Genomic DNA, 13,248 nt, shown 5'->3' on the forward strand with positions numbered 1-13,248 from the left:
GCCGTCACTTGATGGTGACGGCGCCTGCCTCACGCTTGCTCAGCAGCTCGATCCAGGTCTTGCCGCGCGGCAGCTGCAGCGGCTTGCCGTCGCGAGTGGTCAGGACGATGGTCGAGGCGTTGTTGGCCTTCTTCCACTTCGCGTTGACGCGCGTGCCGCCGATCAGCACGACGGCCTTGCCGCTGCCGTCGAAGACCGTCTCGGGCACGGGGTTGCCGGCGGGATCGGTGTAGCCCGCATCCTTCTCGTCGGCCCACAGCACCACGAGGTTCTTGGCGCCGAACTCCTTGTCGCTGGTGCCGTTGGTGCGCTTCCAGACCTTGCCGTCGAACTTCCAGTTCGTCGTGTGCGTCCGCGAGAAGGCGACGCTGGCCGTCGAGACCTGCGGGCCCTTGAGCGCGGGGGCGCCGGCGTCGGCCCACTGGAAGTAGGGGCGCTCGGGCTGCTTGTCCTTCGCCGACTTGTTGAGCTTCGGCAGGTCGACCACGACGTTGTACGGCGCGTAGCCGGAGTCGCGCGACAGGCCCGGCGAGCCGGCGTCCTGCGAGTGGATCGTGATGCCGGCCTTCTTGATCCGCGAGATCGTGCGGCCGGCTCCGCCGGAGGCGACGATCTGGCCGCGGACCGGCTTGGCGATGCCGATGTCGGTGGCGCGCATCGAGCGCACGTGGCCGACCACGTCGGGCAGCGACGAGTAGTAGAGCGCGGCGAGGCGGGTGACGCCACCCTCGACGGTCTCCTCGACGACCATGTCGGCGCGGTCGATGTTCTCCTGCGGCGCCGACGCCGCGGTGTTGTCGACCTTGACCACGAACACCGGGTTCGCCGGCGTCTTGTTCATCGTGGCGCCGGTCAGCGGGTTGACCGCGACGATCTGGCCCGCGTCACCCTTGTTCGGCTCCTTGGGGTCGGGCGAGCTCTTCTCGTCTCCGCCAGAACACGCCCCCAGGGTCAGCACGAGGGCACAGGTCACCGACAACATCCGCAACTTCATACCCCCAGCATGCCTGAGGCGGGGTCACGATCCGGCGCGCGGGGAGGTGTCGTCGGTCTCCCTTTCGCGGGGCCCCTGTCGGACCTCGGTGCCACCATGGGTCCATGGGTTTCGGCGAGGCGACCACCACGTGGTTCGACGAGTCGTTCGCCGGGCCCACTCCCGCCCAGACGGGCGCCTGGCAGGCGATCGAGCGGGGTCGGCACACGCTCGTCGTCGCACCGACCGGCTCGGGCAAGACGCTCGCCGCGTTCCTGTCGGCGATCGACGGACTGCTGCACCGTGATCGCGACGTCGAGCCCGAGGGCACGTCGGTGCTCTACATCTCGCCGCTCAAGGCGCTGGCGGTCGACGTCGAGCGCAACCTGCGGTCGCCCCTCGTGGGAATCTCGGGGGTCGCCGCGCGGCTGGGCCAGGAGCTGGCTCCCGTCACCGTGGGCGTTCGCACGGGCGACACTCCCCCGACCGAGCGGCGCCGGCTGCAGTCGCATCCGCCCGACGTCCTGATCACCACGCCCGAGTCGCTGTTCCTCGTGCTCACCTCGGCCTCGCGCGAGATGCTGCGCGGGGTCCACACCGTCATCGTCGACGAGGTCCACGCCGTGGCCGGCACCAAGCGTGGCGCCCACCTTGCGGTCTCGCTCGAGCGGCTCGACGACCTCCTCGAGAAGCCGGCCCAGCGGATCGGCCTGTCGGCCACCGTCAGTCCCCACGACGAGGTCGCGCGATTCTTGGGCGGCCGCGCTCCCGTCGAGGTCGTGGCCCCCGAGGCTCCGTCGAGGCTCGAGCTGTCGGTGCGGGTTCCGGTCGAGGACCTCACCGAGATGCCGCCGCGCCACGGGGGGCCGCGCGAGGGCAGCGCCGCCCGCGGCCTCGACGAGCCGAAGGACGCCGGTGGCACGATCTGGCCGCACGTCGAGGAGGCGATCGTCGACGCGATATCGGCGGCGCGCACCACCATCGTCTTCGCCAACAGCCGCGGCGTGGCCGAGCGATTGACTCAGCGGCTCAACGAGGTCTGGGTCGAGCGCGAGACCGGCCAACGGCCCGAGCCCGCCACCCGGCAGCCGGCGCACATGGGCGGGCTCTCCGGGATCTCCCTGGGCACCGAGCCCGTGCTGGCGCGGGCCCACCACGGCTCGGTCAGCAAGGAACAGCGCGCCCTCATCGAGGACGACCTCAAGTCCGGCCGGCTGCGCTGCGTCGTGGCCACGTCCAGCCTCGAGCTGGGCATCGACATGGGCGCGGTCGACCTGGTCATCCAGGTGTCCGCGCCGCCCTCGGTGGCCTCGGGTCTCCAGCGGGTGGGCCGCGCCGGCCACCAGGTCGGTGAGGTCTCCCGCGGGCTGGTCTTCCCCACCGGCCGCCATGACCTGCTCTCCACCACCGTCACGGTCGAGCGGATGCTGGCCGGCCGGATCGAGCGCCTGTCCGTGCCCGCGAACCCGCTCGACGTGCTGGCCCAGCAGACCGTCGCCGCGTGCGCGCTCGAGCCGATCGACGTCGAGGCCTGGTTCGAGACCCTGCGGCGCTCGGCGCCCTTCGCGACCCTGCCGCACGCCGCCTACGAGGCGACCCTCGACCTCGTCGCCGGGCGCTATCCCTCCGACGAGTTCGCCGAGCTGCGGCCGCGCGCCGTGTGGGACCGCGTGGCCGGCACGCTGACGGGTCGCCCCGGCGCCCAGCGACTGGCCGTCACCAGCGGCGGCACGATCCCCGACCGCGGCATGTTCTCGGTCGTCCTGGCCGGCGAGGAGGGCACCGCCGGGCGGCGCGTCGGCGAGCTCGACGAGGAGATGGTCTACGAGTCGCGCATCAACGACGTGATCGCCCTGGGCGCCACCAGCTGGCGAATCATGGAGATCACCTCCGACCGCGTCATCGTCGTGCCCGCGTTCGGACTGCCCGCGCGCCTGCCGTTCTGGCGCGGCGACGCGGTCGGGCGCCCCTACGAGCTGGGCGAGGCGATGGGCGCGTTCCTGCGCGAGCTCAGCGCGCTGTCGCCGGCGAAGCAGCGGGCGCGGGTCGAGGAGGTCGGGCTCGACGCCTACGCCGTCGCCAACCTCGCCGCCCTCATCACCGACCAGGTCGAGGCGACCCGCCAGCTGCCGACCGACACCACCTTGGTCGTCGAGCGGTTCCGCGACGAGGTCGGCGACTGGCGGCTGGTGCTGCTGTCCCCCTACGGCCGGGCCGTGCACGCTCCGTGGGCCCTCGTCGTCGGGCGACGGATCGAGCAGCGGTTCGGCGTCGACGGGGCGGTCGTGGCCTCCGACGACGGCATCGTCGCCCGGGTGCCGGACGTCACCGGTGAGCCGCCCGGCGCGGACCTGTTCGACCTCGAGGATCCCGAGGACCTCGAGTCCCAGGTCACCGAGCTGGTCGGCGGATCGGCCCTGTTCGCTGCGCGGTTCCGCGAGTGCGCCGCCCGCGCCCTGCTCCTTCCGCGTCGCAACCCGGGCGCCCGGGCCCCGCTGTGGCAGCAGCGTCGTCGCGCGGCGATGTTGCTCGACGTCACCCGCAAGTACCCCGACTTCCCGATCCTGCTCGAGACGGCGCGCGAGGTCCTGCAGGACGTCTACGACCTGCCTGCCCTGATGACCCTGGCTCGGCGCCTGCGCTCCCGAGAGGTCGCGCTGGTCGAAGTGGGCACCGACAACGCCTCGCCGTTCGCCCAGCGCCTGCTGTTCGGCTACGTCGGCGCCTTCCTCTACGACAGTGACCTGCCGCTGGCCGAGCGGCGAGCCGCGGCGCTGACCCTCGATCCCGAGCTGCTCGGGCAGCTGCTCGGCCGCGCCGACCTGCGCGAGCTGCTCGATCCCGAGGTGGTCCAGCAGACCGAGGCCGAGCTGCAGCGGCTCGTTCCCGAGCGCCAGGCCAAGAACCTCGAGGGCGTCGCCGACCTGCTGCGACTGCTGGGTCCCCTGACCTCCGACGAGGTCGCCGAGCGCACGCTCCCGGACGCGCGACTCGAGACCGGTGCCTGGCTGAAGGAGCTGCGGGAGTCGCGCCGCGTGGTCGAGGTGCAGGTCGGCGGGCAGCTGCGCTGGGCCGCGGTCGAGGACGCCGGTCGGTTGCGCGAGGCACTCGGCACGGCACTCCCGCTCGGGATCGCCGAGGCGCATCTCGCACCCGGTCCCGATCCCCTCGGCGAGCTGGTCGCGCGCTTCGCCCGCACCCATGGACCGTTCACCACCGAGTCCGTCGCCGCGCGGTTGGCCCTCGGTCCGGCCGTCGTGCGCGATGCCCTGCAACGGCTCTCCGACGTCGGCCGCGTCACCCGCGGCGAGTTCCTGCCGGTCGCCTCGGGCGACACCGAGTGGGTCGACTCCGAGGTCCTGCGGAGGCTGCGGAACCGCTCCCTGGCCGCGGCGCGCCAGCAGGTCGAGCCGGTCGACGCGGCGGCCTTCGCCCGGTTCCTGCCGTCGTGGCAGCACGTCGGCTCGCGGCTGCGCGGACCCGACGGCGTGCTGACCGTCGTCGAGCAGCTGGCCGGCGCCGCCCTGCCCGCCAGCGCGTGGGAGTCGCTGGTTCTGCCCTCGCGCGTCAGCGACTACTCCCCCGCCATGCTCGACGAGCTGACCACCGCGGGCGAGGTCACCTGGACCGGCGCCGGCACGCTGCCCGGACGCGACGGCTGGGTGCGGCTGCTGCCCGGCGACACCCCGGGACTCCCGACGGGCGATCTCGTCGAGGCCGGCGCCGATTCGACCGCCGGCCGTCTGCTCGAGGTGCTCGGCGACTCCGGGGCGTGGCTGTTCAGCGAGCTGGCCTCGCGGATCGTCGGCACCGAGCGCGAAGGTCTGGTCGAGGCGCTCTGGGAGCTGGTCTGGAGCGGCCAGGTCAGCAACGACACGTTCGCTCCCGTCCGCAGCCTCGTGGCCGGAGGCGGTGCGCACCGCACCCGCCGTCAGGCGCCCCGAGCCCGGATGATCGGCGGCCGGATGCGCGCGCCGCGTGCCGTCGTCCCGCCGATCGCCTCGGGGCGCTGGTTCTCTGTTCCTCTCGGCGGTCAGACCACGGCCGAGCACATCGCTCGCGCCGAGACGCTGCTCAACCGGTACGGCGTCGTCACCCGCGGGTCGGTCCAGGCCGAGCAGACTCCCGGCGGGTTCGCGGCGACCTATCGCGTCCTGCGCGAGATGGAGCAGAACGGCTCGGCACTGCGGGGCTACTTCGTCGACTCGCTGGGAGCCGCGCAGTTCGCAGCGCCGGGAGTCGTGGATCGCCTGCGGTCGTTCGTCCGTGACGACGACGAACCGGCGGACTCCCCCGCTGTCACGCTCGCGGCCACCGATCCCGCCAATCCGTTCGGAGCGGCCCTGCCGTGGCCCGGTCGCGGCGCCGACGGCCACCGGCCGGCGCGCAAGGCGGGATCCCTCGTGGTGATCCACGACGGGCGGGCGGTCCTGTACCTCGAGCGCGGCGGCAAGTCGGCGCTCACGTTCACCGACCAGCCCGCGGCGCTCACGGCGGCGGCCGAGTCCCTGGTCCAGACGGTCCGGCGCGGGCGGCTGGGCCGGCTCACCGTCCAGACCGCCGACGGTGAGCCCGTCGCGTCGACACCGTTGGGACAGGCCCTGGCCGCGGCGGGGTTCGAGGCCCACCTCAAGGGACTGCGGCTCGATGCCTGAGGGCGACACCGTCTGGCGCACCGCCCACCATCTGAACGAGGCGCTGGCGGGACGCGTGCTGACCGCGACCGAGTTCCGGGTGCCTCGCTACGCCACCGTCGACCTGGCGGGCGAGGTCCTGCGCGAGGTGGTCAGCGTCGGCAAGCACCTGCTGATGCGCACCGACGACCACTCCATCCACTCGCACCTGAAGATGGAGGGCTCCTGGCACCTCTACCGACCGGCGACCCTGCGCCGCGGGGGCCTGCGCCGCCCCGCCCACACGGTGCGGGCGATCCTGCGCACCGACGAGTGGGTCGCCGTGGGCTTCAGCCTCGGTATCGTCGAGGTGCTGCCGCGCGCGGACGAGGCCTCCGCCGTCGGCCATCTCGGGCCCGACGTCCTCGACCCAGCGTTCGACCGCGACCTCGCCCTGGCCAACCTGCGCCGCGACCCCGACCTGCCGGTCTTCGTGGCGCTGCACGACCAGCGCAGGGTCGCCGGCTTCGGCAACGAGTTCGTCAACGAGACCCTCTACCTCTCGGCGGTCGACCCGCGCACCCCGGTCGGCGAGGTCGACGTCGAGCGCATCCTCGACCGCGGGGTCAAGCTGATCCGCGCCAACCGCGACCGGATCGAGCGCTCCTTCACCGGCAGCCTCCGCCCCGGCGAGCTGCACTGGGTCTTCAGCCGCTCCGGCCGCCCCTGCCGCCGCTGCGGCACCATCATCCGCGAGACCGCCCTCGGCCCCCTCACCCAGGAACGCCGCGTCCACTGGTGCCCCACCTGCCAACCCGCCTCCGGCGGGCGAGATGTGTAGCGTTATCCACCCAGAATCGCTCGGATCCGCCGCATTCGGGTGCACAGCGCTACACATCGTGGGCCGCCGAGCCATCAGATGCGCGCCGCGAACTCGGCGTGCCATGCGGGACTGAGCCACGGACGACGACCTTGGAGTCCGCCGCGAACGAGGGCATCGTGGACCCGGTGCACGATCAGCGCCGGCCGCGCCAGGTCGGTGTCGTGCAGGACGATCACCCTCCACCCCAGCCGTTCGAGGTGCTCGCGCCGATCACGGTCCCAGCGGCGCTGATCGGCAACGCGTTCGTGCCACCGCCCGTCGTACTCCACGACCACGCGGTACCTCCAGAAGGCGAGGTCGACGCAGGCCACGCGGCCGCCCGCCGCGTCGCGGATGACCGAGTTCACGGCCGGATGCGGCAACCCCGCACGGACGAGCATCAGGCGCACGACCGTCTCCATCGGTGATCGCGCGTCTGCGACGAGGAAGCGCATGGCCTCGCGAGCCTTGACGACTCCGTCGAGGTGCCGGTCGTGGCAGTACGCGAGCAGCTCGTCGAAGGTCGCCAGCTTCCGCTGGATCAGCCAGTCACCGAACACGACCAACTGCACGAACGTCAACGCCAGCGCGCAATCGACGAACGTGCGCGGCGGCGACGTCACGCGGAGCCCGTCGACCTCCCTTGCTCCGATCGCGTGCTTGCGGCGATGCACCCTGATCCGGCGATCGCGTGTGACGGCGTTGCGGCGCGTCGACAGGTGGATCTGCTCGTCGTCGCCGCTCAACTCGGGTCCGTAGACGGCCTGCGCGCTGCGATGGCTGATGGCCGCGTCCTGCGGTCCGGCGAGCAATGCCGCTGCCAGCCACTGCCCCCGATCGACTTCGCCATCGGAGACGACGTAGACGCCGCGGAAGAGGCGCCGGAACCTCGAATGTCCGAGCTGGCGGTCAGTCAGCCCCGCGGCCCGCGCCTCCGCCACGGTGAACGGACGCCCTTGGAGCGAGCTCGGAATGTCGGCCATACGTCACGGTGACGGCCCTCGACTGGCCGCGACACCGGCCGCAGGAGCCCTGTGGAGTGGCGCTCAGTCCGTCCACACCGCGAGATGCGTAGCGCTGCCCACCCAAATTCCCCGAAATCGGCCAGTTTCATGTGGCTGCCGCTACACATCTCGCCCGCCGGAGGCGGGGCACCGCAGAGTCAGGTGCGAACCAGGTTCGCGGCGTGTTGGGCCAGGGCGGGGGCCATCTGGATGCCGTAGCCGGCTTGGCCGACGTACCAGAAGAAGCCATCGGCCTTCATGTCCCAGCGGGTGACCGGGTTGCCGTCGGGGGCGAAGGTGCGCAGGCCGGCCCACGCGGTGCGCACGCTGCGCAGGCCGAGGGTCGTGACGTCGTTGACGGCCTCGATGGCGCGGGCGATCTCGAGCTCGTCGGGCTTGGGGTCGCCGGGCTCGTGCAAGGTGGCGTCCTGCGGCGAGCAGAGCACCGCACCGCCCTCGGCCTTGAAGTAGAAGCCGTCGTCGATCCCGGCCGTGAACGGCACGCCCTCGAGCGTGACGCTCGTCGGCGACTGGAAGAGCGTGCGGCGTCGCGGCTCGAGGCGGAGCCGCTCGGCGCCGAACAACCCGCCCACCACGTCGCCCCAGGCGCCCGCCGCGTTCACCACGACGTGGGCGCGGAACACGTCACCCGAGGTCGTGGTCACGGCCCACTCCCCCGCGTCACGCAGGGCCGACGCGACGCGAGCCGACGTGACGACGGCGCCGCCGCGGGCACGGAAGGCACGGGTGTAGGCGTGGTGCAGTCCCATGACGTCGAGGTCCAGGGCGGTCTCGTCCCACGCCGCGACGGCGATGCATCCGGGCCGCAGCACCGGACACAGCCGTTCGGCCTCGGTCCCGTCGACGAGCTCGGCCGCCGTCTCGGCCACCAACCGGTGGACCTCCGCGTCACGCCCGTTGACACCCAGCCACAGGCAGGACATCGGCGACGCGACCGGGCCGTCGATGTCGAACGGCGGATCGATCAGGTAGTCGTGACTGGCCGTGGTGAACTCCCGCACGACCGGTGGACCGTAGGAGCCGATCCAGGTCGCCGCCGAGCGCCCCGTCGTGTGCAGGCCGAGGGACCTCTCGGCCTCGAGCAGCAGGACCTCGCGGTCCGCGGCCAGCTCGTACGCGAGGGCCAGACCGGAGATCCCGCCTCCGATGACGATGACGTCCATCGGCCCATCATGGCCGACACCGGGGCCACCGGTCCGGAAACCGCGACCCGCGTCAGACGACCTCGGCGCGTGCCGCCGGCAGGTCGGCGGTACGGACCCAGATCATGTCCTCGTCGAGGTCGGTGTGCTTGGCGTCCCACGTGTCGAGGACCCAGTTCTGGCGCACCTTCCACGGCGTCCGCGCGCCGGACCTGGGCAGCAGCTCGTCGGCTCGCGCGATGTACCCCGAGTTGAGGTCCAGCAGGCGCTCGTCGTGACCGAAGTCGGCCGTCGGGTCCGGGATGCCGTAGGCGTAGCCGTTCGCATCGAGGTGGTTGAGGTAGTCCGCGACGTACTTCCAGGTCAGGTCGGCACGCAGCGTCCACGAGGCGTTGGTGTAGCCCACGCACCAGGCGAGGTTCGGCACGCCGCTGAACATCTGGCCCTTGTACGTGTAGAGCTCGTGCGGATCGACCTTCGTGCCGTCGATGGTGACGTCGATCTGGCCCAGGGCGACCAGCTTCAGTCCGGTCGCGGTGACGACGATGTCGGCGTCGAGGTGCTCGCCGGACTGCAGCGCGACGCCCTTCGGGGTGAACTCGGCGATGCGGTCGGTGACGATGTCGGCCTTGCCCTGCCGCACCGCCTTGTAGAGGTCGCCGCCGGGCACGACGCACAGGCGCTGGTCCCACGGGTTGTACGGCGGCTTGAGGCTGGCGCGGTCGACGCCGGGCATCGACTTGCCGGTCAGGCCGAGCAGGATCGCTCGAGCGACCCGCGGGAACGCGCGGCAGAACATGTAGAAGCCGACGGTCATCACCGCGTAGCGCAGCCGGGCGACGTTGTGCACGAGCTGCTTGGGCAGGAACCGCTTCGCCAGATTGGCGACGGGGTCGCTGCCGGGCTGGCTGAGCACGTACGTCGGGGTGCGCTGCAGCATCGTGACCTTGGCGGCGTCCTGCGCCATCGACGGCAGCAGGGTGATCGCGGTGGCGCCCGAGCCGATGACGACGACGTTCTTGCCGGCGTGGTCCAGGTCCTCGGGCCAGAACTGCGGGTGCACCAGGTCGCCCTCATAGGAGTCCAGGCCCGGGAAGTCGGGCGTGTAACCCTCGTCGTAGCTGTAGTAGCCGCTGCACAGGTAGAGGAAGTTCGCGGTGACGGCCTCGCTGGACCCGTCCGAGAGGGTGCTCGTGACCGTCCACGTGGCGGTGTCGCTGGACCACTCGGCGGTGCTGACGCGGCGGCCGAACCGGATCTTGTCGGCGATGCCGTGCTTGGCCGCGGTGTTCTCCAGGTACTGGCGGATGTCGGCGCCGTCGGCGATGGCCTTGGGATGCGTCCACGGCTCGAACGGGAAGCTGAGCGTGTACATGTCGGAGTCCGAGCGCACGCCGGGGTACCGGAACAGGTCCCACGTGCCGCCGATCGCATCGCGCTGCTCGAGCACCGCGTAACTCCGTCCCGGGGCGCGCTCCTGCAGGCGGTACGCGGCACCGATCCCCGAGAGGCCGGCACCGACGATGAGGACGTCGACGTGATCTGGCATGGCACGCTCCTATGTGACATTGGTGGTGTCACATTAACAGGACTTGTGGTCCACGTCACCGCATCCGGTCTCATCTCTGGGTCCGCGACCCTCAGCCGTCTAGAATCTGCCCATGACCGCTGTTGCCTCCGACGCGCCCTCGCCGGCGCCTGTCGATGACGAGACCCCCCACTCCGACCGGGGGCTCGGGATCTTCCTGGCCGTCTCCGGCGCCATCGCACTGTGGTCCTCGCTGATCCTGACCTACGACAAGATCGACCTGCTGCAGGCCGAGGTTGCCGGCACCGCGAAGGACCTGGGCTGCGATCTCTCCGCGTTCGTCAGCTGCAGTGACGTCGTGTCGTCCGACCAGTCGGAGGTCTTCGGGTTCCCGAACACCTTCATCGGCGCGGTGGCCTTCGCCGTCGTGGTGACCCTCGGCGTGGTGCTGGCCAGCGGCGTGTCCCTGCCCCGCTGGATCTGGGGCGGCCTCCAGGTCGGCGTGCTGTTCGGCATCGGGTTCGTGACCTGGCTGCAGTACCAGGCGATCTGGGAGATCGGGAAGCTCTGCCCCTGGTGCATGGTCGTGTGGGCCGTGATGATCCCGATGTTCGTCGCTGTCACAGCGCGCTTCACCGGCAGCAGGTTCCTCAAGAACTGGACCGTCCTGATCTCGGCTCTGTGGATCATCGCGGTCATCGCGGTGATCTGGTTCGAGTTCGGCGAGACCCTCTGGGCCTGACGAGCCGCCACGACGAAGGGCCCGGCTGGAAGACCAGCCGGGCCCTTCGTCGTTGGTGCGGTTACTTCTTGGCGATCTTCTTGTACGCGGAGTACCGGGCCACCGTGGTGTAGCCCGACTTGGTGGCGGTGATTCGCACGCGGATCTTCTTGCCGCGGTACTTCTTGGGCACCTTGTACGACGACTTCGTCGCACGGGCGATCTTCTTCTTGCCGACGTACCACTGGTACCGGTAGGTGACCGGAGCCGGACGCCACGAGACCGAGGCGCGCAGCGTGCCCTTGGGGCGAGCCGTGCCGTAGACCCGGGGCGTGTTCGTCGTCAGCACGCCCCGAGCGACCGCGCCTGTGGCAGGGCTGGAGATGGTGAGCGGCGCGTAGCCCGTCCGCTCACCTCGCACCTGGACCACGATGCGTTGGCCCACGGCATTCGGCGGCACCGTGAACATCGTCGAGGTGCCCTCCTGCGCGACGCGTCCACCCACCAACCAGGTGTAGCGGCGCGTGGCAGGGGAGACCGGGGTCCACCCCGTCGCGGCGGCCGTCAGACGTTGACCGACCCGCACAGTTCCGGCGACGGTGACCTGGCCGCCGGTGAACGAAGCACCGGTGATCCTGACCTTGGGGGTCGAGAACGATTTCGGGTTGTAGCCGGCCTTGATGCCCTTGACCACGGCATGCACGTCGGACCCGATGTAGCCCGAGGACGGGGTGAACGTGTTACGGGTCTGGCTGGGGATCTTCTCCCCGTCAGCGAACCACTCGTACTCGAACTTGTCCGTCAGCGGGCTCCAGGTGCCGGGGACTGCGGTGAGCGGCTTGCCCTGAACGCCGGATCCCTCGATTCGCGGGGACGAGGTGGACGTGAAGTCGAGGTTCGTGACCGCCACGGTGGGCGCGCTCTCGATGGTCATCGGGTCGAAGTTCAAGCGACGTGCCGTGACACGCACCCGGATGACCCTGCCCGCCTGCGCCGCGGTGACCTTGAACGTCTCGCCCGTTTCACCGGAGATCGGCTGACTGTCCGCCCACCACTGGTAGGAGTACGAGTCGGGGCGCGGCGAGAAGTTGCCGGTCGACGCGCTCAGCGTGTCATTGACCCGGATGTCCGACCGCGGCTTGGTGATCGTCGGCACGGCCGAGTTCACGAAGACCCCGTCCTGGATCGGCAGTGTGGGCATCCACTGGGCCGAGGCGGGGCTGGGGAACGTCTCCGAGCGGTAGCCGTCCTTCTTGCCCGTCACCACGGCCATCAGGCAGCGACCCTTCTCATCGAGGGTCGGCGCGAACGACTGGCGATCGGCGTCTTGGATCAGGTGCCAATTCTTCATGATCGGGTCGTTGCAGTTCGAGGACTCGATCCAGTACCGATACCAGCGGAAGCGCAGCTCCACACCACCCGGGTACCAACCGTTATCAGCGGCGTCGTATCGCTCGATCTGGGGCGTGTCGGGCTTGAGGTCGACCGTCAGGATGTTCTGGACTCCACGGTGGCCGACGACGACGGCGGGCTGCAGCGGCATGAGGCCGGTCGCCGCCGACGACGACGTGCTGCACTTCGCCTTGCGCACACGATCGACCAACGCCACGGAGTCCAGCGAGTTGTTCCCCGCATCGGCGATCGACAGAGTGGCCGACCCGTCGGCCTGGATCGGCACCTCGAACGTCTCGACCGAAGTGAAGTGGTTGAAGGGGGTCACGTCGGGGATGAGCGGCACCGCCTGATCGTCGGGCTGACGCTCGAACTCCTGGTTGACGCCATGCCAGTACTTAATGGCATTGACGTTCATCGGCTTCGGCTCGAGGTAGCGCGAGTCGTTCGGACGCTCTTGGACGTACTGGCTGAAGTACCGGACGCCCGCGTGCATGGCGTACTCAGTCTCATCGCCGTCGCGCTTGAGCGAGATCGTGTCCCCCGGGACGGTCTCCGCATACGTGTGGACGCGCTCCTCGGTGCCCATGGCAACGTCGACCAGGAGGCAGTCGTTCGCACCGGCACTGGCCACGCCGAACGTCAGCGACACCTTGTCTGGGGCGTCGCTGTCAGGGTCGAAGTTCGTGGACGGCTGCAGGCCGGGAACGCTCATGTTGAACAGGTCGGCAGCCTGTCCCGTGGACAAGACGGCGTAGGAGCCGTTGCCCCCACGGCGAGGGAAGTCGTTGAACACACGGGTCTCCACGCCGAACCCCCGCGGATCCCCCGCCTGCGTCAGCGTGATGCCGGCGGGCAGGTCGAGTGCCGTGGCCAGGTCGGCATTGGTGACCGCGGCGGCGTGCGCAGGCGCGACGGCCACAGCGGCCAGCACCCCGCTCACGACGGCGCCGGCGGCGACCGGACTGATGAACCTACGCATGGACATTCCC

Annotated in this window: 8 protein-coding genes; 3 read left to right on the forward strand and 5 right to left on the reverse strand. The window is 70.7% G+C overall.

The genetic code is table 11. The features are described 5' to 3' along the window. Positions 1 to 4: 4 nt before the first annotated feature. Entirely contained in the window at positions 5 to 994 is a 990-nt protein-coding gene (locus NP095_RS11980; RefSeq protein WP_232418667.1) for a DUF3048 domain-containing protein, read from the reverse strand. Between the two features lie 104 nt (positions 995 to 1,098). Between NP095_RS11980 and NP095_RS11985 the strand changes: the two genes are divergently transcribed. Both NP095_RS11985 and NP095_RS11990 read left to right on the forward strand, forming a co-directional pair. Then, positions 1,099 to 5,628, forward strand: coding sequence for an ATP-dependent helicase (locus tag NP095_RS11985; RefSeq protein WP_232418666.1), 4,530 nt, complete (start codon positions 1,099 to 1,101; stop codon positions 5,626 to 5,628). Further along, entirely contained in the window at positions 5,621 to 6,427 is an 807-nt protein-coding gene (locus NP095_RS11990; RefSeq protein ID WP_232418665.1) for a DNA-formamidopyrimidine glycosylase family protein, read from the forward strand. Before NP095_RS11985 ends, NP095_RS11990 begins: the two co-directional genes overlap by 8 nt. Before the next feature lie 74 nt (positions 6,428 to 6,501). Here the strand turns inward: NP095_RS11990 and NP095_RS11995 are convergent, their stop codons facing one another. The 3 genes from NP095_RS11995 to NP095_RS12005 form a co-directional block, all read right to left on the reverse strand. Then, positions 6,502 to 7,431, reverse strand: coding sequence for a DUF559 domain-containing protein (locus NP095_RS11995; RefSeq protein ID WP_232418664.1), 930 nt, complete (start codon positions 7,429 to 7,431; stop codon positions 6,502 to 6,504). A 179-nt stretch (positions 7,432 to 7,610) separates the two neighbouring features. Continuing rightward, positions 7,611 to 8,636: an NAD(P)/FAD-dependent oxidoreductase gene (locus NP095_RS12000; RefSeq protein WP_232418663.1), complete on the reverse strand. Its 1,026-nt coding sequence runs from the start codon at positions 8,634 to 8,636 to the stop codon at positions 7,611 to 7,613. A gap of 52 nt (positions 8,637 to 8,688) precedes the next feature. Next, positions 8,689 to 10,164 (reverse strand): flavin-containing monooxygenase, encoded by a 1,476-nt coding sequence (locus NP095_RS12005; protein ID WP_232418662.1) that lies wholly within the window; start codon positions 10,162 to 10,164, stop codon positions 8,689 to 8,691. Between the two features lie 112 nt (positions 10,165 to 10,276). Here NP095_RS12005 and NP095_RS12010 point away from each other — a divergent pair, with 112 nt between their 5' ends. Next, a complete protein-coding gene (locus NP095_RS12010) occupies positions 10,277 to 10,885 on the forward strand; it encodes a vitamin K epoxide reductase family protein (RefSeq protein WP_232418661.1) in 609 nt (202 codons plus the stop codon). A 61-nt stretch (positions 10,886 to 10,946) separates the two neighbouring features. Here NP095_RS12010 and NP095_RS12015 read toward each other — a convergent pair whose 3' ends face one another. Continuing rightward, positions 10,947 to 13,238 carry a hypothetical protein gene (locus NP095_RS12015; RefSeq protein ID WP_232418660.1) on the reverse strand — a complete coding sequence of 764 codons (2,292 nt, stop codon included), beginning with the start codon at positions 13,236 to 13,238 and terminating at the stop codon, positions 10,947 to 10,949. Positions 13,239 to 13,248 lie beyond the last annotated feature (10 nt).

The sequence above is a fragment of the Aeromicrobium duanguangcaii genome (assembly GCF_024508295.1).
Lineage (GTDB): Bacteria > Actinomycetota > Actinomycetes > Propionibacteriales > Nocardioidaceae > Aeromicrobium > Aeromicrobium duanguangcaii.